The sequence below is a fragment of the Salinicola sp. V024 genome, from assembly GCF_052645315.1.
This window is the reverse complement of the sequence record NZ_JBQXYB010000009.1, coordinates 70,981-97,148: the sequence shown is the minus strand read 5'-3', so window position 1 is coordinate 97,148 and position 26,168 is coordinate 70,981. Positions and strand designations below refer to the sequence as shown.

Genomic DNA, 26,168 nt, shown 5'->3' with positions numbered 1-26,168 from the left:
GCCTAATACAAAAGGCTCATTTGCGAACAAAGTCGATATTTTTTTGGTAAGTTTACCAAATAACCCTGACAGCTCGATGAGGCAAACCATGAAGCTCAATCCCACAGTCGACCGTGTGACACGGCGCATCGAGGAGCGCTCAGCCGATCGCCGCCGTCTCTATGAAGAACGAATGCAGCAGCAGCATCGTCACGGCGTCCACCGTGCCGAACTCTCCTGCGGCAACTTGGCGCACGGCTTCGCAGCCTGCAATTCCGGCGACAAGAACAGCCTCAAACTGATGAACAGCACCAACATCGGCATCGTCTCTTCCTACAACGACATGCTGTCGGCGCATCAGCCTCTCGAGCACTTCCCCTCGCTGATCAAGGCCGCCGCCCGCGGCATGGGCAGTACCGCGCAATTCGCCGGCGGCGTGCCCGCCATGTGCGACGGGGTGACTCAGGGCCAGCCGGGCATGGAACTGTCGCTGTTTTCGCGTGACGTGATCGCCATGTCCACGGCGGTGGCGATGTCGCACAACATGTTCGATGGCGCACTGTATCTCGGTGTGTGTGACAAGATCGTGCCAGGACTGTTCATCGGCGCGGCGCGCTTCGGCCATCTGCCGTCCGTGTTCGTTCCCGCCGGGCCAATGCCGAGCGGCCTGCCCAACGCCGAGAAATCTCGTATCCGCCAGCTCTATGCCGAAGGCAAGGTCGGACGTGACGCGCTGCTGGAAGCGGAGTCGGAGTCCTACCATAGCGCCGGCACCTGCACCTTCTACGGCACCGCCAACTCCAATCAGCTGATGCTCGAGATGATGGGCCTGCACATGCCGGGCACTTCCTTCGTCAATCCGGGCACCCCGCTGCGCGACGCGATCACTCGTTTCAGTACCGAACAGGTGATCCGCAACAGCGATCAGGGCGGTGACTATCATCCGTTCTACAAGCAGATCGACGCCCACGCCATCGTCAACGCCATGGTCGGACTGCTCACCTCCGGCGGTTCGACCAACCACACGCTGCATCTGGTGGCGATGGCTGCCGCGGTCGGCCTGACCATCACCTGGGACGATTTTGCCGAGCTGTCGACGGTGATCCCCGGGCTGACTCGCATCTATCCCAACGGCCAGGCTGACGTGAATCACTTCCATGCCGCCGGCGGCGTCAGTTTCCTGGTGCGCGAACTGCTCTCGGCGGGCTTGATGCACGCCGACGTGCGCACCGCCTTCGGCACCGACATGAGTGCCTACACCCAGGAGCCGTTCCTCGATGGCGATCGTCTGATATGGCGCGAAGGCACGCAGCAGAGTCTCGATGAAGACGTGTTGCGACCGGTGACCCGACCGTTCTCGTCCACCGGCGGCCTCGCCGTGCTCGACGGTAATCTGGGCCGCGGCGTGATCAAGGTGTCCGCCGTCAAGCCGGAGTTTCGCCGGGTCGAAGCGCCGGTGCGAATCTTCGATGACCAGAGCCAGGTCAGGGCCGCGTTCGAAAGCGGCGAAATGGACCGGGACATCATCGTCGTCGTGCGTTTCCAGGGGCCGCGCGCCAACGGCATGCCGGAGCTTCACCAATTGACACCGTTTCTGGGCGTGCTGCAGGATCGCGGCCACAAGGTCGCGCTGGTCACCGATGGGCGAATGTCCGGTGCCTCTGGTAAGGTACCCGCGGCGATCCACGTCACGCCGGAGGCGGTCGACGCAGGCCCCCTCGCCTATCTGCGCGATGGAGACAGAGTGCTGCTCGATCCCGACAACGGCGTACTCGAAGCCCTCGTCGATGCCGAAACCTGGGCACAACGCGAACCGGCGACCTGCGATCTGGATCACTATCATCATGGAATGGGTCGCGAGCTGTTCGCCGGTTTCCGCCAGCTGGTCGGTGGTGCCGAGGAAGGCGCGGCTACCTTTGGCGGCTTCGAGGCCGCCGACTTGCCCGGAGGGCACAAATGACCACTCCCGCCCTGATCGGCGACATCGGTGGAACCAACGCGCGCTTTGCCCTGGTCATGCCTGGCAGCGTCGAACTGCAGTCGATCGAAACGCTTCCCTGCACCCACTACGCAGGGCTGGTCGAGGCCATTCAGGCCTACCTGAAGAAGGTCGGCGCCGAAGCGCCCGAGGAGGCCTGCCTGGCCTTCGCCTGCCCGGTTCATGAAGACTGGGTCAAGATGACCAACAATGATTGGGCGTTCTCCAAGAAAGCGGTTGCCGAACAGCTGGGGCTGTCGAATTTCAAGGTCATCAACGACTTCACCGCTCAGGCGCTCGGCATCCCGCACATCGACGACAAGGATCTGGTCAAGATCGGCGACGGCGAGGCCGAGGCCCACCGTCCTCGTCTGGTCATGGGGCCCGGCACGGGGTTGGGCGTGGCCGGCCTGGTTCCCAGCCGGCGCCACTGGATCCCGCTGACCACGGAAGGCGGCCATGCCACCTTCGCCCCCACCGATAAGCGCGAACGTCAGCTGCTCGGCTACTTCCGCGCCCGTTACGACCGCGTCTCGATCGAGCGCCTGCTGTGCGGCCAGGGGCTGCTCGATCTCTACCTGGCTCACGCCGCGCTGCTCAACGTCACCGCGCAGTACAATACGCCGGCCGAAGTCACCGGCGCCGCGCGTGCCGGCGACCGCGTCGCCCGCGAGGCGCTGCTGCGCTTTCTCAAGATTCTCGGCAGCTCGGCCGGCGACGTCGCCCTGACGCTAGGCTCGCTGGGCGGTGTCTACCTCTGCGGCGGCATCATTCCGCGTCTCGTCGATTGGCTGCCACGCAGCGACTTCCGTCGCGCCTTTGCCGACAAGGGCCGCCTGAGCGCCTACAATGCCGGCATCCCCACCTGGGTGGTGACCGCGCCGTGGACCGGACTGCTGGGCGCGGCGGAAGCTCTGCACAACGAGGAGGTGACATGATCCCGGATACGCTGCGGCAGTTGATCGATGCGACCGATGGCCAGCGAGAGGCCGAGTGGGAAGGCCGACGTCTTCTGCTGCTCAACGCCCAATGGGGCGAGCTTGCGATCTCGCTGCAGGGCGCGCAGGTTCTGCACTTTTTACCTTTCGCCGACGAAGCCGGGCGAGCCTCGAGCACCCGACCGGCTCCCGGCACGGAAGATGGCTGGCTGTGGGTGACGCCGACGCCGCAAGCCATGCCGGGCGCCATCCGCGGCGGTATTCCCGTCTGCTGGCCGTGGTTCGCCGACGAGTCACCGGATGGCAAGGGGCCCATGCATGGCCCCGCGCGCACGGCGCCGTGGCGTGTCGACGCCGTCGACGACAGCGTTTCCGGCAGCGGCGTCGAGATTCACCTCTCTCCTGAAGAGCGCCTGCACGACCAGCTCGTTCCCAACGTCGTGATTCATGCCAACGACAAGCGTCTGACCGTCGAATTGATGACCCGCCATGCCGGTACCACACCGGTCAAGCTGACCGGAGCCCTGCACAGTTATTTCGCCGTTGCCGATACCCATCGGTGCCGCGTCGAGGGGCTGGCGGGCGCGCGCTATCTGGACAAGCTCGAACACTTTGCCGAGCACCATCAGCAGGGCGAACTGGGCATCCGCGGCGCGCTGGATCGCATCTACCAGTCCAATCGCGCTGTGGTGCTGGACGACGGCCAGCGCCGGTTGCTGATCAGCAAGCAAGGCAGCGACTCGACGGTCGTCTGGCATCCCGGCGACGGTCTACCGGATGACACTCCAGCCTCGGCCGGCCTGCGCTTCGTGTGTATAGAGGCCGCCTGTACGCGGGTCGATCCGGTATGGCTGGTACCCGACGGTCAGCATCTGCTGTCCACCACGATCGTGCGGGAGGCGAGCGCGGCGTGAGCGACGATCTGATTTTCGATTCGCCCTTCATCCTGGGCATGATGCGCCAGTACGAGCGCCCCGAATTCGACGATGTCGAAAAGTTCACCGATTGGCTGGAGGCTCGGGTCGATCAAGGACTGCACTGGTTCGATCACGCCGACAGCTACGGCAACCATCAGGGCGAGCAGCGTTTCGGCGAGGCCCTGGCTCGACGCCCTTCGCTGAAATCACGAATTCGGGTGGTGACCAAGGGCGATATCGTTCTGCCCCATCGCGATACGTCACCTTTTCGCGTCAAGCATTACGACACCTCCGAGCGCTATCTGACCCAGGTCATCGATGGTTCGCTCTCGCGTCTCGGCGTCGATCGTCTGGATCACTTCCTGCTGCATCGCCCCGACCCCTTGATGGACGCCGAAGCCACCGCACGGGCGCTAGATGACGCCATCGCCGCCGGCAAGGTCGGTGCCGTAGGCGTCTCCAATTTTCTGCCCGAACAGTGGCGGCGCCTGCAGGCGTCGATGCACAATCGAATTGGCGTGCATCAGCTGGAGCTCTCTCTGGCGCATCCGGATGCCCTGTTCGACGGTTTCTACGATGCCATCCTGGCCGACGGGCTGGCGCCGATGGCCTGGTCGCCGCTCGGTGGTGGCTCGGTGTTCGAGGACGTGCTGGGCAGCGCGCTGTCGCGGCTGGCCGAACAGCTCAACTCGACTACCGCCGGGCTGGCGCTGGCATGGCTGCGACGTTTGCCCGGCAAGCCGGTACCGGTGATTGGAACGTTGAATGAACGGCGTATCGACAATCTGCTGCTGAGCAGTAATCTCGAACTCGATCGCCCGACGTGGTTTGCGTTGCTGGAAGAAGCTCGCAGTCACCGCGTACCGTGATGACGTTTGGTGCGGCACCTTGCTCGACAAGACCGACCGATTGGACTGGTTGGTCGATAAATCAGGTTCGATGGAGTCCGATTCGACGAGACCGGATTCAACAAGATCAGGAACGCCGCATCAGGATTCCCGCTAGAAAAGAGAGTCGGTAACCCATGACCCCCATCATCGCCTTCGGCGAAGCCCTCGTCGATATGCTGTCCAGCCGTCTCGGCGACGATAGCGGCCCCGAGACCTTTACACCCTATGCGGGCGGCGCGCCGGCCAATGCCGCGGTAGCGTGTGCCCGACAGGGCATTCCCAGCCTCTTTCTCGGCATGATCGGTGATGATCGCTTCGGCGACTTTCTGGTCGACGAGCTGAACCGCTACGGCGTCGATACCCAGCACGTCGTGCGGACCCGCGAGGCTCGTACGGCGCTGGCTTTCGTCTCCCGCGATGCTCAGGGCGAGCGTCAGTTCGACTTCTACCGCCCCCCCGCTGCCGACCTGCTGTATCGCCGCGAGCACCTGCCATCTGGCATCTTCACCGAGCCGGCGCTGGTTCACCTGTGCAGCAACAGTCTGACCGACGCTGCCATTGCCCGCACCACGCTGGACCTGGCCAGTATCGCCCGCCGCGGCGGCTGCCTGATCAGCGTCGACGTCAATCTGCGCGCGATGCTGTGGCCGCAGGGCAACGTCGATATCGGACTGGTCGAGCAACTGCTGGAACGTGCCCACGTCATCAAGCTTTCCACCGAAGAGCTGGATACCCTGCGCGGCCATCGCAGCGTCGACGAATGGACCAGCGCCAGGCTGGCCAAGGGTGCCCGGCTGATCGTGATCACCGATGGCCCGGGCCCGGTGATCGCCTATCAGGCCGATCGTCAGCAACAGGCAATACCGCCAAGCGTGCAGGCTGTCGATACCACTGCCGCCGGCGATGCCTTCATCGGCGGGCTGCTGGCTTCCCTGTCACGAGACGACGTGACCTGCGAGACACTCTCCGACTGGCTGGCCGACGAGGCCCGGCTGAGCGAGGCGCTGACGTTTGCCTGCCGCTGCGGCGCCTTTGCCGCCACCCGTGCCGGGTCTTTCGTCTCGCTGCCCGGCGCCGAGGATCTCGACGACCTGCCACGCTAGGACAAGCTGCCCCCCCAAGGTGCCCTCGCCGTGCTTACACGCTGTCGCGACGCTCATGTCGCCAAGCTCGTGTCGCGAAGCCACCCGACGCCGTCCTGTCGCGACGGCGTCTACTCCTATCGTCTAATCGACCTTCGGCGCCCTGCCTCGAATGGTAATGTCTCATCAACCGATCGCCTGCGAGAGCATCATGTTCGGACATTCACTCGAGCCTTGAGTCGAACGTTCATTCGGACATCGAGTCGAATATTCACTCTGACATCGGCCACGAGGTTTCCAGGCGATCCCTGCGCGACTTCCGTTTCAGGACGAGGACACATGAACAAACTGTTTGGCAGCGCCGATGAAGCGCTGGAAGGTCTCATCAAGGACGGCATGACACTGGCCGTCGGCGGCTTCGGGCTGTGCGGCATCCCCGAATCGTTGATCGTCGCCCTGCGCGACACGGGCAAGAAGGATCTGACCGTTGCCAGCAACAACGCCGGCGTCGACGGGTTCGGTCTCGGGTTGCTGCTCGAATCGCGCCAGATCAGGAAAATGCTCTCGTCCTACGTCGGCGAGAACAAGGAGTTCGAGCGCCAGTATCTCTCCGGCGAGCTTGAGCTCGAATTCTGCCCGCAGGGCACGCTGGCCGAGCGGCTGCGCGCCGGTGGTGCCGGCATCGCCGCCTTCTTCACCAAGACCGGCTATGGCACCAAGATCGCCGAAGGCAAGGAAGTGCGCGAGTTCGACGGCGAGCACTACGTGATGGAGCGTGGCCTACCGGTCGATGTGGCACTGATCAAGGCCCAGGTCGCCGACAAGGCGGGCAACCTGCGCTTCAACAAGACCGCGCGCAACTTCAACCCGTTGGCGGCGATGGCCGGCAAAGTCTGCGTGGTCGAGGTCGAGGAGATCGTCGAGACCGGTTCCATCGACCCCGACGACGTCCATCTGCCGGGGATCTTCGTGCACCGTATCGTGCACAACCCGACACCGGAAAAACGTATCGAGAAACGCACGCTCAGGGAGGCGAACTGACATGGCCTGGACCAAGGAACAGATGGCCGAACGCGCCGCGGGCGAACTGCAGGACGGCTACTACGTCAATCTCGGCATCGGCCAGCCGACGCTGGTAGCAAACTATATTCCCGAGGGCATGGATGTCTGGCTGCAGTCGGAAAACGGCCTGCTCGGCATCGGCCCGTTTCCGACCGAAGAGACCCTCGATCCCGACCTGATCAACGCCGGCAAGCAGACCGTCACCGCCCTGCCCGGCTCCAGCTACTTCGATAACGCCGATTCCTTCGCGATGATTCGCGGCGGCCACGTCAATCTGGCGATACTCGGCGCGATGCAGGTCTCCGAAAAGGGCGATCTCGCCAACTGGATGATTCCCGGCAAGATGGTCAAGGGCATGGGCGGCGCCATGGATCTGGTCGCCGGCGTGCAGCGCGTCGTCGTGCTGATGAGCCACACCGCCAAGGGGGAACACAAGATTCTGGGAGAGTGCAGCCTGCCGCTGACCGGTGTCGGCGTGGTGGACCGCATCATCACCGACCTGGGCGTGATGGACGTCACCGAAAACGGCTTGGCGCTGGCCGAACTCGCGCCGGACGTCACCCTCGAGGAAATTCGTGAAGCCACCGGCTGCGAACTGATCGACCAGCGGGAGACGGCCCATGTCTGAAGAAACGGCAGCCACCATGCGCGACGTCGTCATCGTCGCCGCCACGCGCACGCCGATCGGCACCTTCCAGGGTGGCCTGTCGAGCGTTCCCGCCGTGACCCTGGGCGCGACCGTCATCCGCCGCGTGCTCGAGGGCATCGATCCCGCCGGTATCGACGAGGTGATCATGGGCCACGTGCTGCGCGCCGGTTTGGGCCAGAATACCGCGCGTCAGGCCGCGATCGAGGCGGGCTTGCCCGACAGCGTGCCGGCGATGACCGTCGACAAGGTCTGCGGCTCGGGGTTGAAGGCAGTGCACCTCGCGGTGCAGGCGATTCGCTGCGGTGACGCAGAGGCGATCGTCGCCGGCGGCATGGAGAGCATGAGCCTCGCGCCCTACGTGCTGCCCAAGGCCCGTACCGGGCTGCGCATGGGCCACGCCGAGCTGCTCGACAGCATGATCAGCGACGGCCTGTGGGACGCCTTCAACGACTATCACATGGGGATCACGGCGGAGAACGTCGCGGAACAGTGGGATATCTCCCGGGAAGCGCAGGACGCCTACGCCGCCGAGTCCCAACGGCGCGCCTGCGCAGCGCGGGACGGCGGGCGCTTCGACGCCGAGATCACCCCGGTGAGCGTGCCGCAGCGACGCGGCGACGATATCCTCGTCGAGCGCGACGAGCAGCCCCGCGACGGTGTTACCGCCGAGTCGCTTGGCAAGCTCAAGCCGGCTTTCTCCAAGACTGGTAGCGTGACCGCCGGTAACGCCTCTTCGCTCAACGATGGTGCCGCCGCGCTGTTGATCATGAGCGCCGAGCGGGCCGCCCAGCTCGGGCTACCGGTTCTGGCGACCATCCGCGCCTATGCCAATGCCGCCGTCGATCCGGCCACCATGGGCATCGGCCCGGTGCCAGCGACTCGCCGCTGCCTGGAGCGGGCCGGCTGGACCATCGACGAGCTGGACCTGGTCGAGGCCAATGAAGCTTTCGCCGCCCAGACGCTGGCCGTGGCCAAGGATCTGGGATGGCGCGACGACAAGGTCAACGTCAACGGCGGCGCCATTGCACTGGGCCATCCGATCGGCGCCTCCGGCGCGCGCATCCTGGTGACGCTGCTGCATGAGATGCAGCGTCGCGATGCCAAGCGCGGTCTGGCGACGCTGTGCATCGGCGGCGGCCAGGGCGTGGCAACGGCGATCGAGCGCGGCTAAGCGCCAGGCACTTGCTCCTCGAGACGCGAACCTTAAAAGCGAAGGCCCGATCCATGGATCGGGCCTTCTTTTATAGCGGTGTCGTTGTCGTTCAGTGAATCATCAACGCGGATAGCGCTGCGTCGCGGCCCGCGTCAGTTCGGTGATACCCGCCCAGTCTTCGTTATCGATCAGGGATTTCGGCGCCATCCAGGAACCGCCCACGCACATCACGTTGGGCAGTGCCAGATAGTCGGCGGCGTTATCCACGGTGACCCCGCCAGTCGGACAGAACAGCGCTTCCGGTAGTGGGCCGCCAAACGACTTCATCGCCTTGGCACCGCCGTTCGATTCCGCCGGGAAGAATTTGAAACGACGGTAGCCATATTCCCAGCCGGTAACGACTTCGGAAACGGTGGCCACGCCCGGCAATAGCGGTACGCTGCTGTTGACGCCGTACTCGAACAGCGCCGGCGTGGTGCCCGGCGTCACCACGAAGTCGACGCCGATCTCCTCGCAAAGTCGATACTGGTCGATGCTGAGCACCGTCCCGGCACCGATGGCCGCGTCCGGCAGCGCTTGCTTGATCTGCTTGATAGCCTCGACCGCGCAGTCGGTACGCAGCGTGATCTCGAGCACGTCGAGACCGCCGTCGACCAGCGCCTTGGCTAGCGGCACGGCGTGCTCGAGACGCTCGATGACCAGCACGGGAATGATCGCGCCCGAGCGACAGATCGCATCCAGACGTTCGATGTGAGCGGTGGGAAAGCGTTGTTCGGATGACATATCGAAATGGTTCCTTTGAAAGAGGTCCGGCGCTAGGGCGCCCAATAGAGGGTCAGCGGACAGGTCAGGAAAGCCCGGATCGGCAGTTCGCGGACGTCGTCTCCGCTGAGCGCCTGGGCCAGCACTGCCTTCTTGGCATCACCGACGAGATGCAGCGCATGGCGCCGCGCATCGTGCAGTCGCGCGGCGCTCAGGGTAATCCTGGGCTGCGACACGCTGGGCGCTCTCACGGCCACGACGCTGTCATCGGTACTCAGCGCCAGAGAGAGCTCGCCGCTATCCGGGAACAGCGACGCGGTATGGCCGTCGTTGCCCATGCCGAGAACGACCAGGCTGGCCGGCCAGGGCAGCGCGGCCAGACGCGCGGCGACCGCCGCCACGCCCTGTTCCGGTGTGGGATCGTCCGTGGTCAGCGAATGGAACGTGGCCGCCGCCGCCGGACCAACGAGCAGCGTTTCCCGGACCAGGCGGGCATTGCTGTCGGGATGATCCGCGGCCACCCAGCGCTCGTCGGCCAGCGTGACGTCGACCCGCGACCAATCCAGCGCCTGCTCGGCAAGACGTTGAAAGAACGGCAGCGGTGTCGACCCGCCCGAGACGACCAGCAGCGCGCGCGGCTGGTCGGCGAGATCGGCCGTCAATGCGCGAGCGGCGGCCTCCGCCAGCTGGACGGCGATCTGCTCCCGTGGGCCCCCGATCGCCTTGGGCTCGGTAGACTGGGTATCAGTAGTCTTCATACCAGGAACGTCCGTCCTGCGTGATCATCGCAATGGAGGCGACCGGGCCCCAGGAGCCAGCGGGATAGCGACGCGGCGGGATGTCGCGCTTTTCCCAGCCGTCGATCAGCTGATCGACCCATTTCCAGGCGTATTCGACCTCATCGCGGCGCACGAACAGATACTGCTGGCCTTTCATGACTTCCAGCAGCAGGCGCTCGTAGGCATCCGGGATCCGCTCCTTGGGGAAGGCGTGGTTGAAATCCAGGTGCAGCGGGCCGGGGCGCAACCGCATGCCCTTGTCGAGACCGCCATCCTTGGTCAGCACCTGCAGCGCGATGCCCTCTTCCGGCTGCAGCCGGATCACCAGCTTGTTGGCAGCCAGATTGCGCTGATCGGGATCGAAGATGTAGTGCGGCTGCTGGCGGAAATGAATCACGATCTGTGAAAGCTTTTCCGGCAGACGCTTGCCGGTGCGCAGATAGAACGGCACGCCGGCCCAGCGCCAGTTGGCCACTTCGAGACGCATGGCGACGAAGGTCTCGGTGGTACTGGAGGTGTTGGCGCCCTCCTCGTCGAGATAGCCCGGCACGCTCTCGCCGCCCATGGTGCCGGCCACGTACTGGCCGCGCACCACGTGTCGGTTGAGGTCTTCGCCTTCCAGCGGCTTGAGCGCCTTGAGCACCTTGACCTTCTCGTCGCGAATGGCGTCCGCGTCGAGATTGGCCGGCGGATCCATGGCGAGCATGGTCAGCAGTTGCAGCAGATGGTTCTGGACCATGTCACGAAGCTGGCCGGCCTTGTCGAAATAGCCCCAGCGCCCTTCGATGCCGACCTGCTCGGCCACGGTGATCTCGACGTGCGAGATCTGGCTCTGGTTCCACTGGTTGCCGAACATGGGATTGGCGAAGCGCAGCGCGATCAGGTTCTGGACGGTCTCCTTGCCCAGATAGTGATCCATCCGGTAGATGCGCGACTCGGGAAAGACCGCGCCGATGGCGTCGTTGATCTCGTGGGAAGACTCGAGATCGTAGCCGATGGGCTTTTCGACCACGACGCGGGAGTCGTCATCCAGGCTGCCGCTCTGCTGAAGGTTGGCGCAGATCGCCCCGTAGATGCTCGCCGGCACCGCCAAATAAATCGTCAGCGGACATGTCGCATCCGGACTCTCGGCGTGCCAATCCCGAATCTTTTCGTAGCCCTCGACGGTATCGAAGTCGAGCCGTGAATACTCGAGCCGCGCCAGAAAGCGATCGAGACACTTCTGCTCGAGCTCCTTGGGCTTGACGCGCTTCTTGAGCATATCCAGCACCAAGCCACGAAAACTGTCGCCATCATGCTCGTGCCGAGCCAGCCCCAGGATTCGAGTATCGGGGCCGAGCAGACCGTCGCGATCCAGGTGATAGAGCGCGGGATAGAGCTTGCGCAGCGCCAGATCGCCAAGGGCGCCGAACAGCGCCAGATCCACGTTGGGCGTTGCCTCTCTAGTCATTGCCTCCCTCCGCTAAAGTCGTTAATTTACGAATAAAATACGCCACTCGTGTGACATTTGACATTCAACTTCGTAACTAAATTACCGATCTCTCGTCAGTATACCGTGCCTCGGGATCTCGGACTGGCGCCCCCTGAGTATCGGCGCTTGGCGCACCTGTCGGCAAAGGCTAGGATGCAGGGCCTGCTCGATGAAAAGCCTAGTCATTCCGCCGCAAGGAGATGCTCGTAGCCATGGCAGTCCACGATCTGATTGCCCGCATTCGTTCGCGGGTCGACGAACTGAATCGTTCGGAGCGCAAGGTCGCCGACGTCATCCTTCAGGATCCCGATGCGGCGATTGGCATGAGCATAGCCACTCTGGCACAGGCTGCCTCAGTGAGCGAACCCACGGTCAACCGTTTCTGCCGGAATTTCGAGACCAAGGGTTACCCGGATTTCAAGATTCAGCTGGCCCAGAGTCTGGCCGGCGGCACGCCCTATGTCAGCCGTAGTGTCGAAAGCGACGACAACGCCACGGCCTACACCGACAAGATCATCGGCGCGACCATTGCCGCACTGGACGAGGCCCGCCGCGCGATCGATCCCAAGCGGATCGAACGCATCGTCGATCATCTTTCCCAGGCGCGCCAGATCAACTTCTTCGCCTTGGGCGCGTCGGCGCCGGCCGCATTCGATGCACAGAACAAGTTTTTCCGCTTCAACCTGCCGGTTGCCGCCTACAACGACGTGCTGATGCAGCGCATGGTCGCGGCGGCTTCCCATACCGGCGACGTCATCGTGGTGATCTCCTATACCGGCCGCACTCGGGACCTGGTCGAAGCCGCCCAGCTCGCCCGCGATAGCGGCGCACTGGTGATCGGCATTACCCGCGATGGCTCGCCCCTGGCCGATGTCTGCACCGACCTACTTCCCGTCGATTTGCCGGAAGACACCGAAGTCTACATGCCGATGAGTTCGCGGATGCTGCACATGGCGTTGATCGATGTGCTCGCGACCGGTGTGACGCTGCGCCGGGGCGAATCTTTTCTGCCCCACCTCAAGAAGATCAAAGAGAGCCTGCGGCCGACCAAGTTCGCGCCGAAGGCGCCCTGAGCGCTTCCCGCCAGCGCGTCTGCAAGGTCATCGATGCTGCGGGGGATCCGCGATCTCCTACGACTACTCGCGGCTTAATGCCGTCACCCGAATCCGGTTATCATGGGCGCCTTCTAATACCCGCGAGGCCGTTTTCTCATGCGCTGGATGCTTGCTCTAGTTCTATTGCTCGGTTGTTCGGCCGCCAACGCCGCCGACACCTTTCGCTTCACGGCGATTCCGGACGAGGACCAGTCACGCCTGGTCGAGCGTTTTTCCAAGGTCGCCGACTATCTCTCCGAGCAGCTCGGCGTCGATGTCGAATACGTCCCCGTCACCTCCTACGGTGCCGCGGTCACGGCCTTCCGTAACGATCAGGTTCAACTGGCCTGGTTCGGCGGATTGTCCGGTGTCCAGGCACGCCAGCTGGTGCCGGGGTCGAAGGCTATCGCCCAGGGCAAGGAAGACGCCGCTTTCAGCAGCTATTTCATCGCCAACACCTCGACCGGCATCGAACCGGAGCAGGATCAGCTACCCGAGTCGGTCAGCGGCCACTCGTTCACGTTCGGCGCCAAGACCTCCACGTCCGGCCGCCTGATGCCGGAACACTTCATTCGTCAGCGCTTCGACAAGGCCCCCGACCAGGTCTTCTCCCGCGTCGGTTTCTCGGGTGATCACTCGCGCACCATCGCACTGGTGGAATCCGGCACCTACGACGTCGGCGCGGTGAACTTCACCGTGTGGCAGGCGGCCGTCGAGGACGGGCGAGTGGATACCGACAAGGTCGAGGTGATCTGGGAATCCCCCACCTATCCGGACTATCAGTGGACGCTGCGCGGCGACGCCGACGAGCGTTACGGCGACGGCTTCACCGACAAGGTCCAGAAGGCGCTGCTCGACATGACCGACCCGGAGCTGTTGGAGAGCTTCCCGCGGTCGGGCTTCATTCCGGCCAGCAATGACGATTATGGTCCGATAGAATCGGTGGGCAAATCCATCGGCCTGCTGCGCTGAGGCCCATGTCGCTACTGCGCTTCGAAGACGTCGACCTGGGGCACGGCACGCACGTCGTGCTGCCAGGGCTGACGCTGTCGTTCAAGGCCGGCGAACGAGTGGCATTGCTGGGCCAGAGTGGCGCCGGCAAGTCGACGCTGCTCGCCGAGATTCGTCGCCGCCTGGGCAACACCGCCGCCTGGTGCCCCCAAGGACACGGCCTGGTGCCTCTGCTGTCGGTATACCACAACGTCTACATGGGGCAGCTGGAGCGACATTCCGCGCTGGCCAACCTCTTCAACCTCGCCAGACCCCGGCGAGAAGCCTGGCAGACCGTCGAGACCTTGGCGCATGAATTGGGTCTCGAGGGCCTGCTACGCCGCCCGGTGGAGCAGCTTTCCGGCGGACAGCGCCAACGCGTGGCCATCGCTCGGGCGTTCTACCAGCAGCGCGAGATCTTCCTGGGCGACGAACCGCTGGCCAGCGTCGATCCCCATCAGGCGCGACGACTGCTGGAACGCATTCAGGCTCGCCACGCCACCAGCATCGTCGCCCTGCATCAGCACCGCCTGGCGCTGGGTCACTTCGATCGGATCATCGGCCTGCGTGATGGCCGCGTGGTGCTCGACGCCCCGACCCGCGAGCTGACCCTGGCTCGACTCGACGCGCTCTATCCGGACGCGACCCAAGGCGACACGAAGGACGAAGCACAGGGCGAGGCGAAAGGTGAGGACAGGGCAGCATCGTCGACATGAGTGGCGCACCGGGTTTATTGCGAGGCAACAGCCCCGGGTTGACGCTGGCACGCCGATCGCTGGCGCTGATCCTGCTGTGCCTGCTACTGCTGCCCTTTGCCGATCTGCGGATCATCGCTGTCGATCCGTGGGGAGAGCTGTGGCGCATGCTCCACGGGTTCGTCTGGCCCGATTTCCTCGGCTTGGAAAACCCACTACGAGCGATCGCCCTGACCGTCAGCGTCGCGCTGTGGGGCACCTTCATCGGCGCGATACTGGGCTTCCCGTTGGCGCTGCTGTTTCACCATTCGCGAATGGTGCGAGCCTTCTGCGCCTTCGTCCGTGCCATTCACGAACTGTTCTGGGCCCTGCTGTTCATTCAGGTCTTCGGCCTGTCGGCAGTCACCGCCCTCGCCGCACTGGCCATTCCCTACGCCGGCATCTTCGCCAAGGTCTATGCCGAAATTCTCGAGCTCACGCCCAGAGCGCCAACCGACGCACTGCCCGGCGGGGTCGACCGGCTGTCGCGCTTTCTCTACGCCGAGTTGCCGCTGGTGTGGGAGCGTCTCGCCAGTTACACCCGTTACCGTTTCGAATGTGCCATGCGTGCCAGCGTGCTGCTCGGCTTCGTCGGGCTGCCAACCCTCGGCTTCTATCTCGAAAGTGCGTTCCGCGAAGGGCGTTTCGGTGAAGCCGGCGCCCTGCTGTGGGTCTTCTATGCGCTGATCGCTACCCTGCAGTGGTGGGGGCACCGCCGCCTGCTGCCGATACTGCTGATTGGCGCGCTGTTTTGTCTGGGGCCGTGGCCGGAAGTCGACGGTGACCTGCTGTGGCAATTCGTCAGTCAGGATCTATGGCCCGCGCCCCTGCTCCAAGGCGATCTGGCCGGCATGGGCAGTTGGCTGGCCGGCCTGCCCGATTTGCTGCCGGCGATCGGCAATACGCTGCTGCTGGCACTCATGGGCACTGCCGGCAGTCTGGTCCTGGCGCTGCTGCTGTGGCCGCTGGCCAGCCGCCATTTCGGGCGACCATGGCAGCGCGTTGGCGGGCGGCTGATGCTGGTCGTGCTGCGCTCGACCCCGGAACTGATGCTGGCGTTCATCTTCCTGCTGATGCTCGGGCCTTCGATGCTGCCGGCTTGGCTTGCGCTCGCCCTGCACAACGGCGCCGTGATCGCCTTTCTGGTCGCGCGCCATGCCGATGGTCTGAAAACCGGAATGGCCGACCTGCCGGCTTCCGGGCGCTACGCCTACGAACTACTGCCCAGGCTCTACCCCAACCTGCTCGCGCTGATCTGCTATCGCGCGGAAGTCATCATGCGCGAGACCGCCCTGCTAGGCATGCTCGGTGTCGCCACACTCGGCTTCTACATCGATTCCAGCTTCCAATATCTCATGTTCGACCACGCCTTTTTCCTGCTGCTGGTCACCGCCGTGCTCAACATCGGCGTCGACGCCCTCTCCCGCCGTTTCCGCCCCCGCGAGGTCCCGCTGGACGATCCGTGTAGTCGCTAGTTTATGGGGAAATCCGGCTCATACATACAATTAGACGTACCAGTAAGGGCGATGCTTGTCATTTTTGGATCCTTCACTATTCAGTGGCTAAAAAATTCACAAATTACACAAACTATCGTATATATCGCACAAAGAAATATTTTGTGACATTCTGTACTGGGCGCTAGAATGGCACTAAATTTCAGGAAGTGGCTAGGTGAAGAAAATTACAATGCTAGCAGGCGCGATCCTTCTCGCGCCTTGCTCACTGCCAGCCTTAGCATCTGATTGTTCAGATGTCGACGACAATACCCAACGGCTTCGATGCTACGACATGGAAAATCGCCCAGCCACCTCTAGATCTACGGTTAGTCAGTGGTATGTGAACGAGAGCAGTTCTAAATTCGACGATAGCAAGACGGTTTCGGTCTCACTGTCATCGACGGACACTATAGCGAAGCGATTCGGCGGGTCCGGCCAAGCCTCTCTTCATCTATGGTGTAGCGAGAACACCACTCAAGCATATTTCGGATTCGCTGAAAACTTTATGGCTGATATCCAGGGATATGGCCGAGTGCGATATCGTGTAGATGACAAGCCTGCGGTGACTCAGTCAATGGACGTTTCTACGAATAATGAAGCTCTAGGATTATGGTCTGGGGGGAGATCAATCCCGTTTATCAAAGATATGTTTGGGCATGATTCAATGGTAGTGCAAGCCACTCCATTTAATCAGTCGCCCGTAACCGTGACATTTTCTATCACCGGGCTGGAACAAGCCATCAAACCACTGCGCACGGCGTGTCATTGGTGACAGTTTATCGGTTTAACTTGAACTACCAAACTAAAAATAACCCTGTCTGTCAGGGCGCACAAGGGACCACATATGACTAGTATCGAAGCACAGCAGCAACCTCAGCCTCTTGGCGCTAATATGGTGTATTGTCAGGGCTGCGGAAAACACATTCATAATACCGCTAAAAGCTGTCCTCATTGTGGTGCGAACTCGCGAGCATCCGGTACAAACCGGACGAAATGGGTGGCGGCAATTCTGGCTTTCTTCTTAGGAGGCTTCGGCGTCCATAGATTCTATCTGGGACAAGCTATTGTTGGCTTGATGTATCTGCTTTTTTGTTGGACTTTTATTCCAGCGTTAATAGCCTTTTGTGAATTTATCTACTTCTTGGTTATTAGTGAGGATAGTTTTGATCGAAAATACAACAATCAATAAAACTAGCATTCACACTATGCGCCGCTGTGAATGAAGGCTGTGTCAAAACACGGTCTCGGCTGAAACACTGCCCATCCGGCTTCCTGCTGGGCAGTGTTCATCATGGCACGCTATATCACCGGCGAGTTTTCCGAGCAGCCCTATCTGTTCCCCCCTCCCTCGATCTCGAAGAGAGGAAGATCAAGCGCACGGCTAGCTTCTGCCGCCACCTTGTAACGACCTAGCGCTTCCTTTCGTTCGAGACCTACTGCTCGTAACGTGTCAGTCCATCGAGTTGCGGAGTAACGAGCACGAATTGCAAAGGATCGCGCATGATGAGCGGCCGCATTCGGCTTTTCTAGCAATGCCGGATGGTAATTTAACCTGCATCAAGTCCATTTGGGGTGACCGAAGGTAGGCTTGTCCGGCCCACGGGATCGTCCTCCCAGGGCGCGTCGGACTCCGGTTCGGCGCTTTGTTTCGCCTCGCCCCCCTGCAGTCAGCTCCCCGCTAGAATGCATAATGCTTGCACCGCGTATGCCTGCTTTTCCGTTATGATGCGTAAAGTTTTGGCAATACGGATCGTTACAACGGCGCTATGGCAGATCTTTACTTACACGATTGGCGAGGCTGGACCCCGCATCGCGTAGCCGATGACGAGCCCCGACTCGACACGCGGGACAAACCAGACGGCACCGCCGTTCCGTCGATGTTGCGACGTCGTCTCAACCTGCTCGGGCGAGCGGTCTGCGACATGCTCGCGGCGATCGACCCCGATGCCGACAGCCTCGTCCTGCATGCCTCGCGCCATGGAGACGGCGAGCGCACGCTGGAGATGCTGTACGGCCTCGATGAAGGTGAGCCGTTGTCTCCGGCCCGCTTCGGTCTGTCGGTACACAACGCCACCGTGGGCGTCTATTCCATTGCCAGTGGCAACCGACGCAGCCAGCAGGCGATCGCCGCCAGTGGCGGAGAGTGGGCGGCATTGGTCGCGGAAACCCGCGGCTATCTTGCCGATCACCATTCGAGCCTCGTGGTCGTGTTCAGCGATCAACCGGTGCCAGAGCGATTTGCCGCTTACGCTCCCGAGTCGTTCTCCGCCGCCGTCGCCCTGCGCTTCGGCAGAGAACCCGCGGCAGGTGCCCGGCGCCTGACGGAAACGCCGTTGGCGCTCGATGGCCCGACCGTGCAGCCGCTCGATATCATCGACTGGTTGATGGACCGGCGTGAGCGCGTGACATGCCCGATCAGCCAGCGCGGTTGGCAATTCGCGGACCTTCCGTCATGATCCGCGGCCCACGATGCAATATCCTCGAGCGGTGTCTCATTCCTACGTCATGAGATGCCGCTGCTGCCGGCCGACACCGGCACCGCGTCTGGTTCGAATTCAGGCGACAGTAATTGATAATGAATGAGTAATAGGGACGATCAAGACCAATGGCGACGACCGCGCTGGAACACGAACTCAAAGAGATGATCATCGAGACGCTGGAACTCGAAGACGTCACCCCTGATGACATCGATCCCGAAGAGCCGCTGTTCGTCGAAGGCCTGGGGCTCGACTCCATCGACGCGCTGGAGCTGGGGTTGGCGCTGCAGAAACGCTACGGCATCACGCTGGAATCCGAAGCGGAATCCTCGCGCCAGCATTTCGCCAATCTGAAAAGCTTGGCGTCTCTGGTCGAATCGCGTCGCCAGAAATGAACCCGGCGGTGTCAGCGTGATTCCGACAGCCTCTCTCAACGGCCCCAGGCGCCTGCTCTTGCTGGCGCTGGGCATCATCGGCCTGCTCTGGCCGCTGGTGGTCCACTTCCTCCTGCCGCATTACGGCGCCTGGCCGCTGCTGATCGGGCTGGCCGCCGTTGCCTGGTGGCGACTGCCGCCGTCTCAACGCCGCTGGGGCTGGCTCCTGCTGCCATTGCTCGTTCTGCTGATGGCAACCGGTCGCGCGGAACTCGGCCTGCGGCTGTGGCCGGTGGTCGTCAACCTGGGGCTGCTGCTGCTCTTTTCTCACGGCCTGCGCCATCCGCCCACATTGATCGAACGCTACGCCCGCCGACAGGAACCGGCTCTGCCGCCGCACGCCGTTCGCTATACCCGGCGCGTCACCCAGGCCTGGTGCGTCTTCTTCGTGATCAACGGCAGTATCGCCTTGGCCACTGCGATCTACGCCGATCTCGAGACCTGGGCCTGGTACAACGGCGGCATCGTCTACGGCCTGATGCTGGCCATGTTCGTCGGCGAGTGGTGTATCCGTCAGCGCGTCAAGCGCCGGGCCGAAGCCGGTCTGGAAGAAGCCGGTCTGGAAGAAGCCGGTCTGGAAGAAGCCGGTCTGGACGACGAGCGCCAGAACGAGGATCTCGATGACGGTGCTCGTCCGGCAAAGGTGTCCCATGACGTTTCGTGAGCTGAGCGAGCGACCCTGGCGCGAGCCCGCCCCGGCAACGCCCATCGCCTGGTTGCCGCCAGAAAACGGCGGCCCGGCTCGCTGGCTGACCGTCGGAGAGTGGCACGGGCGCATTGGCGCGTGGCAGCAGCGGCTGGCCGGTACGCCCAACCCGAGCGGTCGCTGGCGACTTTACGAACCGGACCCGGTCGAGTTCAGTGCGGCGCTGGTTGCCATCTGGGAGCGTGGCGATCACGTCATCCTCCCTGCAGACAATCAGCCCGAAACGCTTCGAAACCTGAGCGACACGGGTATCGCGCTGGGTCAGATCGTACCGGCGTCGGGAAGCGAGAAAGCTGCGGCATCGGGAAGCGAGAAAGACGCGGCGCGGCCGCTCACCAGCCAGCCGCCGCAGTGGTCTACTCGACCGCTGCCCGAGATCGCTGTCTCGCTCTACACTTCCGGCTCCAGCGGCGAGCCACAGCGGCTGGACAAGCGCTTCGGCCAGTTGGATGCCGAGCTGGCGACGCAGGCCTTGCTGTGGCCGTTGAAAGGCAATCTCGTCGTCAGCCAGGTCAGTCATCAGCATATCTACGGCTTGCTGTTCTCGATCCTGCGGCCGCTTTGCGAGGGCAGCCCCTTTTCGGCCCAACCCTGTCGCTATCCGGAAACCTTGCGTACCTGGCTGCAGAGCTGCCGGGACGAGGAGTTGCGGATGGTTCTCGTCAGTGCGCCACCGGCACTGTCACGTCTGCCGGAAACCCCGGACTGGGCACCGGTGAGCGGCGCGCTCGACACGATCTACAGCTCGGGCGCGCCGCTATCGCGAGACGCCAGCGATCAGGTCGAAGCTTGTCTGGGAACGGCGGTCCACGAAGTCTATGGCAGCTCCGAGACCGGCGGCATCGGCTGGAGAGTGCAGCAGCGCGGTTCGACCTGGACCCCTTTTCCCGGTGTTGAGGTCGATCAGGATGCGGACAGTCGCCTGTGGCTGCGCTCGCGCCATCTGGAGTCGCCGGATCGATGGCAGCGCCAGGCCGACCTGATCGTGCTGACGGATGACGGATTCGAGCTGCTGGGCCGGACCGATCGCATCGTCAAGATCGGCGGCAAGCGCATCTCGCTGACCGCCATGGATCGCGCCCTGGCTGAATTGCCCGGCGTCGAGCGAGCGCAGACGCTGACACTGCAGCGGCGGGATCTACGTCTGGCCGCGATCATCCAGCTGGCCCCGGAGGCGCTGCCTCACGATCACGCTCAACATCGCGAGACGGTAAAGCACCTGCGCCGGGCGTTGGCCGCGCGTTTCGAGACGCCCGCCCTGCCCCGCTACTGGCGCTTCGTGAGTCACTGGCCTACCAATGCCCAGGGCAAGTTGAGCGCCGACATTCGCCAACGCCTGTTTCAGGACCTGGACGACCGTCGTGCGCCACGCTGGCTGGGTGAATGCGCGCTGGAAGATGGCTGGCAGATCACGCTGGAAGTCCCCGAGCGCTGCGCTTATGTCGACGGCCACTTCGATGGCCATCCGGTACTCCCCGGTATGACGTTGGTGCACTGGGCCATGCAGCAGGCGCGCCGACTGTTCGCGCTGACCGCCGATTTTGCCGGCCTCGAGCGCTTGCGTTTTCCCCAGCCACTGCTGCCCGGTGACCGTTTCGTGCTGACGCTCCGCCTTCGCCAGGATGCCTCTCATCAGGGAGACGCAGGCGCGAGCCTGCTTCTCGAGTGCGATAGCCACCGCGGCAAGCATGTCACCGGTCGCGTCGCTCTGGTGAGCCGGCCAACGTTCGACAGTAAACCTTCGAGGGATGGCGCCCATGCCGAGTGACAACCCCGCCAACATTGCCGTACTGATTCCCGTCTACAACCATGCCGAAGCCATCCGGCAGACCGTGGATCGGCTTCGACGGCTACAGTTACCGATCATCCTCGTCGACGACGGCAGCGACGCGCACTGCGCCGCGGTGCTGGATACGCTTGCCGAGGCGGGCAACGTCGAGCTGGTCCGGCTGCCGGTCAACCGTGGCAAGGGCGCCGCCGTGAGAGCGGGCCTGGCACGGGCCGCCGACCGCGGACTGAGCCATGCGCTCCAGGTGGATGCGGACGGCCAGCATGAAGCCGACGATCTGCCGCCCTTCGTCGAGGGGGTCCGCGACGACGACGAAACCCTGCGGATCGGCTATCCCCGCTTCGATGCCAGCGTGCCCCGACACCGCTTCTACTCTCGCTATATCACGCACTCCCTGGTGTGGCTGGCAACGCTGTCGTTCGCGCTGCGCGATACCATGTGCGGGGTTAAGCTCTACCCGGTCGCGGCAGTCAACCGGCTGGTCGCCGAGCATCCCTGTGGCAATCGCATGGAGTTCGACAGCGAACTGCCGGTGCGCTGGGTCTGGCAGGGCGGGCGTGTCAGCAATCTCCCCGTGCGGGTTCGCTATCCGACCGATGGCGTCTCCCATTTCAAGCTGTGGCGAGACAACGTACTCCTCGCCGCGATGCATTCGCGTCTGTTGCTCGGCATGCTCAGGCGCCTTCCCGATCTCTTGAACCGCCGCCAGGAAACCCTCTCATGACACCGGTCAGCAGCAATCCCAACCACTGGTCGAGAATCCGTGAAACCGGCACCGCCGGCGGCGTTCGCGCGATGGTCTGGATCCGACGCAAGCTGGGCCGGCTACCGTTCCAGATCATGCTGGCACTGGTGATCGTCTACTACTACATCGCCCATGGGCTGCACCGACGGGCATCGCACACCTACCTGACCCGGCTTTGGCGTCATCTTCACGGCGAAGCGCCCCAGCATCTGACCTGGCTCAGCCTGCGCCACTTCCGCAGCTTCGGGCAGAGCCTGATGGACAAGATCGACGCCTGGAGCGGAATTCCGCCCGCGCTCAGTTTCGAAGGCGATACCCGCGAGCGATTCCGTCAGGCAGTGATGAGCGGACGCGGCGGCATCATGTTCGTTTCCCATGTCGGCAACATGGAAATCTGTACCGCCATGAGCGACATGCAGGACGACTTCCGCGCCACGCTGTTGATGCATACCCGCAACGCCAGCCAGTTCGATGAGGTGCTGGCCCGCTCGACTCACCGGGAAAATCCGCCGGAGATCATCGAGGTCAGCGAAATCACGCCCTCGACCGCGATGAAGCTGGGCCAGCGAATTGCCGAAGGCGGCTTCGTGGTCATCGCCGCCGACCGTGTGCCGATCAGCGACAGCGGCCGCGCCCGTACCCTGCCGTTTCTGGGCCACCCGGCGCGCTTTCCCGAAGGGCCGTTCTGGCTGGCCAGCCTGCTGCGCTGCCCGGTCTACACCATCGGCTGCTTTCGCGAAGCGACCAGCTACCGGATCGATTTCGATCACTTCGACGACACCAGCGACCTGAGCCGTCGGGATCGTTCGGCGTGGATCGACAGCGCCATGCAGCGCTACGTCGACTGGCTCACTCGTCAGTGCAAGAAGACGCCGCTGCAGTGGTTCAACTTCTTCCCCTTCTGGCTGGACTGCGCCGACGCTCACGCGGATGCCGACACTCACCATGACGCTTATCACCATGACGACCCCAAAGACGAGCGTTCGATCGGTTGACCCGGGCTGTTTCAGAAAGCCCCGATCACTCGCACGATGAGACACCACAAGGATTCGACCATGCCGCTTCATCGAGGGTTTATCACGCTTCTGCTGTTGCTGCTGCCGATGAGCGCCCAGGCTTTCGATCTGGATGATCTGCAGCGCCAGCTCGCCGCCACGCCTTCCGTGGCCGGCCGCTTCGAACAGCAGCGCGAACTGGCGGATCTGGATAGCTCACTGACAAGCCAGGGCACGTTCATTTTCGAGCGCGGTAAGCGGGTGGTCTGGCAGCTGGAGACGCCGGTCGAGGAGCGCATCGAATTGACCCCGGAGGCGATCACCGATGGCAGCGGCAAGGCCGCGCCGCCGGGTGGCGAGCAGGTCGCCCAGCTGTTCCTGCAACTGCTGGAAGGCGACTGGCAGGCGCTGGAATCACGCTTCACGCTGAAACTCTCCGGAAACCGGGACGCCTGGCAGGTAGCGCTGACGCCGAAAGAGGCCGCGCTGCGCGAACGCATCTCCGACATCACCCTTCGCGGTGTCCGCACCATCGACAATCTCGACATGCGTACGCCCGATGGCGATCGTCTCGAAGTCCGCCTGTTCGATCAGCATCCGCTGAACGATTCATGAAGCCTGAGCGAATCACGAAGTCTGGGCGAATCATGAAGTCTGATCGATTCATCAAGACCTTGGGCTATCGCCGGCTGGGCTGGCTCTGGCTCGTCGCACTGGCTTTCTGCGCCGTCTGGCTGGGCTGGATGCTGCGCCAGGACTTGCCCGCCGATACCGATCTGACCGCTCTGCTGCCCGCGGATCGCCAAGCGCCTTTGGTCGAGAAGGCGGACCGCGAACTGGGCCGCGGCTTCGAGAATCGCTTCCTGTTGCTGCTCGGCGACGACGATCGCGTCGCGACGACACAGGCACTGGGGCGATCGCTGCAGCAACTGGTCGATGACGGCCAGCTCGCCGGTATCGACTGGCGCGAGCTGGATCTGGCCGACGCCGATCCGCACGAGTGGATGGGGCCATGGCGCTATCGCCTGCTGACGCCTCGATGGCAGCAGGCCATCGACACCGACGGTGGCAGCACGCTGGTCGACCCGGCGTTGCGCCAGCTGTTCTCGCCGACGGCGCGACCGGATCCCGTCGCCGATCCTTTCGGCCTGCTGGATGCCTGGCTCTCACAGCTGCCGCAGAGCCCGATCAGCGCCGCCGACGGCCTGTTGACGCTGGACCGGAGCCATCAGCGCGACAGCCAGAAGTGGAGCGTGCTGATAGGCGAGCTCAAAGGCTCGCCCTACGATCTGCCGATGCAGACGGCGCTGCACGCCACGCTCGAGCAGTTTCAGCAGCAGCATCCCGATGCCGAGCTGCTGCGCTCGGGCCTGGTCTTTCACGCTGCGGCCGGCGCCCGCCAGGCCAAGCACGAGATGTCCACGATCGGCGCGGCGTCGCTGCTCGGCGTGCTGTTGATCATCGGGTTCGTGTTTCGCTCGCCCCGTGTACTACTGCAATTGATGGTACCGCTGCTGGCGGGTTCGCTGTTCGCGCTGACCCTGACCCTGGGCATCTTCGGCCGTCTGCATCTGCTGACCCTGGCCTTCGGTGCCAGCCTGATCGGTATCGCCATCGACTACGTGCTGCATCTGCAGTGCGATCGCGCCATCGAAGGCCGAGGTTTCAGGCTGCGTCGGCTGTTGCCGAGCCTCACGCTGGGCCTGATCTCGAGTGTCATCGCCTACGTGGCCCAGGCGCTGACGCCGATGCCCGGGTTACGCCAGATGGCCGCTTTCGCCGCCTTCGGGCTGATCGGCGCCTGGTTCACCGTGGTGCTGTGGCTGCCGCGCTTCACGCTTCACTCAAGCCCCTTCACCGTCCGCCTGGCGACGGGCTGGTGGCGACTGTGTCAGCCCCGCTGGAGACTGTCGCCATGGCTCGCCCTGGCCGGCGCTGTCGTGCTGATCGTCGTCTGTGCCCTGCGCCTGACCAGCGACGACAGCCTGGCGCTGCTCAACCCCTCGCCCGCGGCGCTGATGCAGGACGAGGCGCGCGTCCAGCAACTGCTCGATCGCGATACCGGCAGCCGCTATTTTTTGGTTCAGGCCGAAGATACCCAGGCGCTGCTGGCGCGGCTCGAGCAGTTGGATAGCGCTCTCGATCAAGCCATTGGGGAAGGGCTCGAGATAGAATACCAGTCGCTGGCAGGCTCGGTGCCGACAGCCGCCGAGCAGCAGGCCAATCTGGCGCGGGTGCGCAAGCTCTATGGCGCGCCGCTTGACGAGCTCATTCAGCGTGCTGGGCTGCCGGCCGAGGTCGCCGAGAAAGCCAGAGCCCAGCTCGAGAAATCGCCGATGCTGACCCTGGCGAATTGGCTCGAGACACCACTGGGTTCGCTCCAGCAGCGGCTGTGGCTGGGCGAGACGGACGATGGCGGCGTGGCCGCGACGGTCGTCGTGTCCGGCGCCAGAAACGCCAATGTCGACAGGACGCTACGCGCGCTGGCCGAATCGCAGACCCACCAGGGAGCCACAGTCGAATACGTGGACCGGGTCAGCCGAATCGGCAGCCTGCTCGGCGAACTGCGGCGGCATACGGCAATGTGGGTGGCACTCGCTATGGTGCTGATGACACTGGCACTGGTGGCGAGATACCGACGCCGCGCCTGGCGCGTCATCGTACCGCCTTTCGGCGCCACGCTGATCGTGTTGACGGCGTTCGCCGTGACCGGAGTTCCGCTTAACATCTTCAATCAACTGGGTCTGCTGCTGGTATTGGGAATCGGCCTCGATGCCGGTATCTTCAACGTGGAACACGCCAGGCGGCCGTCGGCCTGGCTGGCAATCACGCTGTCGACGCTGACCAGCCTGCTGGCGTTCGGGATGCTCGCCTTCAGCGCCACGCCGGCACTGCACTATCTGGGATTGACGTGCCTGATCGGTCTGGCGAGCGTCTGGGCGCTGGTCCCCTGGGTACGGCCGGCCGATGATGCGTATCCGACGCACGGTTCCCCAAACCAGTCCTCACGGGAGAGCGAGCATGGCTGAGGTTGAATATGGCTGAGGT

General features: G+C 63.4%; 25 protein-coding genes. 22 read left to right on the top strand and 3 right to left on the bottom strand.

From position 1 onward, the window contains the following. The first annotated feature begins 88 nt into the window (after positions 1-88). From edd to ACUN9V_RS13980, 8 genes are all read left to right on the top strand, one after another. Positions 89-1,939, top strand: coding sequence for a phosphogluconate dehydratase (gene edd / locus ACUN9V_RS14015; RefSeq protein WP_445511832.1), 1,851 nt, complete (start codon positions 89-91; stop codon positions 1,937-1,939). After that, positions 1,936-2,895 (top strand): glucokinase, encoded by a 960-nt coding sequence (gene glk, locus ACUN9V_RS14010; RefSeq protein WP_445511831.1) that lies wholly within the window; start codon positions 1,936-1,938, stop codon positions 2,893-2,895. Before edd ends, glk begins: the two co-directional genes overlap by 4 nt. Then, on the top strand, positions 2,892-3,809 hold the full coding sequence (locus tag ACUN9V_RS14005; RefSeq protein WP_445511830.1) for a D-hexose-6-phosphate mutarotase: 918 nt from the start codon (positions 2,892-2,894) through the stop codon (positions 3,807-3,809). The genes glk and ACUN9V_RS14005 overlap by 4 nt, the downstream gene beginning before the upstream one ends. Continuing rightward, the gene (locus ACUN9V_RS14000; protein ID WP_445511829.1) at positions 3,806-4,681 is read left to right on the top strand and encodes an aldo/keto reductase; all 876 of its coding nucleotides are present in this window, start codon (positions 3,806-3,808) and stop codon (positions 4,679-4,681) included. The genes ACUN9V_RS14005 and ACUN9V_RS14000 overlap by 4 nt, the downstream gene beginning before the upstream one ends. Before the next feature lie 155 nt (positions 4,682-4,836). Then, positions 4,837-5,805, top strand: coding sequence for a carbohydrate kinase family protein (locus ACUN9V_RS13995; protein ID WP_445511828.1), 969 nt, complete (start codon positions 4,837-4,839; stop codon positions 5,803-5,805). 318 nt (positions 5,806-6,123) lie between these two features. Further along, positions 6,124-6,825: a CoA transferase subunit A gene (locus ACUN9V_RS13990; RefSeq protein WP_075563029.1), complete on the top strand. Its 702-nt coding sequence runs from the start codon at positions 6,124-6,126 to the stop codon at positions 6,823-6,825. Position 6,826: 1 nt separating this feature from the next. Then, entirely contained in the window at positions 6,827-7,474 is a 648-nt protein-coding gene (locus ACUN9V_RS13985; RefSeq protein ID WP_075563028.1) for a CoA transferase subunit B, read from the top strand. A gap of 16 nt (positions 7,475-7,490) precedes the next feature. Beyond that, a complete protein-coding gene (locus tag ACUN9V_RS13980) occupies positions 7,491-8,666 on the top strand; it encodes an acetyl-CoA C-acetyltransferase (RefSeq protein ID WP_075563079.1) in 1,176 nt (391 codons plus the stop codon). A 102-nt stretch (positions 8,667-8,768) separates the two neighbouring features. Here the strand turns inward: ACUN9V_RS13980 and ACUN9V_RS13975 are convergent, their stop codons facing one another. The 3 genes from ACUN9V_RS13975 to zwf are packed head-to-tail and all read right to left on the bottom strand — an operon-like array spanning position 8,769 to position 11,639. Then, complete coding sequence (locus ACUN9V_RS13975) at positions 8,769-9,431, bottom strand: bifunctional 4-hydroxy-2-oxoglutarate aldolase/2-dehydro-3-deoxy-phosphogluconate aldolase (RefSeq protein ID WP_075563027.1); 663 nt, start codon at positions 9,429-9,431, stop codon at positions 8,769-8,771. Between the two features lie 32 nt (positions 9,432-9,463). Continuing rightward, positions 9,464-10,168, bottom strand: a complete 705-nt coding sequence (gene pgl / locus ACUN9V_RS13970) for a 6-phosphogluconolactonase (protein ID WP_075563026.1) — start codon at positions 10,166-10,168, stop codon at positions 9,464-9,466. Beyond that, positions 10,155-11,639 (bottom strand): glucose-6-phosphate dehydrogenase, encoded by a 1,485-nt coding sequence (zwf, locus tag ACUN9V_RS13965; RefSeq protein ID WP_075563025.1) that lies wholly within the window; start codon positions 11,637-11,639, stop codon positions 10,155-10,157. Before zwf ends, pgl begins: the two co-directional genes overlap by 14 nt. A 233-nt stretch (positions 11,640-11,872) precedes the next feature. On the opposite strand from zwf, the gene hexR reads away from it, so the two are divergent. From hexR to ACUN9V_RS13895, 14 genes are all read left to right on the top strand, one after another. Next, positions 11,873-12,733 (top strand): transcriptional regulator HexR, encoded by an 861-nt coding sequence (gene hexR / locus ACUN9V_RS13960; protein WP_110691328.1) that lies wholly within the window; start codon positions 11,873-11,875, stop codon positions 12,731-12,733. Positions 12,734-12,871: 138 nt separating this feature from the next. Further along, complete coding sequence (locus ACUN9V_RS13955; RefSeq protein WP_445511827.1) at positions 12,872-13,726, top strand: putative selenate ABC transporter substrate-binding protein; 855 nt, start codon at positions 12,872-12,874, stop codon at positions 13,724-13,726. Between the two features lie 5 nt (positions 13,727-13,731). Next, positions 13,732-14,460, top strand: a complete 729-nt coding sequence (locus ACUN9V_RS13950) for an ATP-binding cassette domain-containing protein (RefSeq protein ID WP_445511826.1) — start codon at positions 13,732-13,734, stop codon at positions 14,458-14,460. Further along, positions 14,457-15,953, top strand: coding sequence for a PhnE/PtxC family ABC transporter permease (locus tag ACUN9V_RS13945; RefSeq protein ID WP_445511825.1), 1,497 nt, complete (start codon positions 14,457-14,459; stop codon positions 15,951-15,953). The genes ACUN9V_RS13950 and ACUN9V_RS13945 overlap by 4 nt, the downstream gene beginning before the upstream one ends. 211 nt (positions 15,954-16,164) lie before the next feature. Further along, a complete protein-coding gene (locus tag ACUN9V_RS13940; protein ID WP_445511873.1) occupies positions 16,165-16,746 on the top strand; it encodes a type VI secretion system-associated protein TagO in 582 nt (193 codons plus the stop codon). 72 nt (positions 16,747-16,818) lie between these two features. Continuing rightward, positions 16,819-17,163, top strand: a complete 345-nt coding sequence (locus ACUN9V_RS13935) for an NINE protein (protein WP_445511824.1) — start codon at positions 16,819-16,821, stop codon at positions 17,161-17,163. 577 nt (positions 17,164-17,740) lie between these two features. After that, on the top strand, positions 17,741-18,430 hold the full coding sequence (locus ACUN9V_RS13930; RefSeq protein WP_445511823.1) for a beta-ketoacyl synthase chain length factor: 690 nt from the start codon (positions 17,741-17,743) through the stop codon (positions 18,428-18,430). 149 nt (positions 18,431-18,579) lie between these two features. Continuing rightward, complete coding sequence (locus ACUN9V_RS13925; RefSeq protein WP_075563015.1) at positions 18,580-18,846, top strand: phosphopantetheine-binding protein; 267 nt, start codon at positions 18,580-18,582, stop codon at positions 18,844-18,846. Between the two features lie 16 nt (positions 18,847-18,862). After that, on the top strand, positions 18,863-19,549 hold the full coding sequence (locus tag ACUN9V_RS13920; protein WP_445511822.1) for a hypothetical protein: 687 nt from the start codon (positions 18,863-18,865) through the stop codon (positions 19,547-19,549). Continuing rightward, positions 19,536-21,359 (top strand): AMP-binding protein, encoded by a 1,824-nt coding sequence (locus ACUN9V_RS13915; protein ID WP_445511821.1) that lies wholly within the window; start codon positions 19,536-19,538, stop codon positions 21,357-21,359. The genes ACUN9V_RS13920 and ACUN9V_RS13915 overlap by 14 nt, the downstream gene beginning before the upstream one ends. Beyond that, positions 21,349-22,104, top strand: a complete 756-nt coding sequence (locus ACUN9V_RS13910; protein WP_445511820.1) for a glycosyltransferase family 2 protein — start codon at positions 21,349-21,351, stop codon at positions 22,102-22,104. The genes ACUN9V_RS13915 and ACUN9V_RS13910 overlap by 11 nt, the downstream gene beginning before the upstream one ends. Beyond that, a complete protein-coding gene (locus ACUN9V_RS13905; RefSeq protein WP_445511819.1) occupies positions 22,101-23,120 on the top strand; it encodes an LpxL/LpxP family acyltransferase in 1,020 nt (339 codons plus the stop codon). The genes ACUN9V_RS13910 and ACUN9V_RS13905 overlap by 4 nt, the downstream gene beginning before the upstream one ends. Positions 23,121-23,180: 60 nt before the next feature. Beyond that, positions 23,181-23,735, top strand: a complete 555-nt coding sequence (locus ACUN9V_RS13900) for an outer membrane lipoprotein carrier protein LolA (protein ID WP_445511818.1) — start codon at positions 23,181-23,183, stop codon at positions 23,733-23,735. Positions 23,736-23,767: 32 nt separating this feature from the next. Further along, a complete protein-coding gene (locus ACUN9V_RS13895; protein ID WP_445511817.1) occupies positions 23,768-26,149 on the top strand; it encodes an MMPL family transporter in 2,382 nt (793 codons plus the stop codon). Positions 26,150-26,168 lie beyond the last annotated feature (19 nt).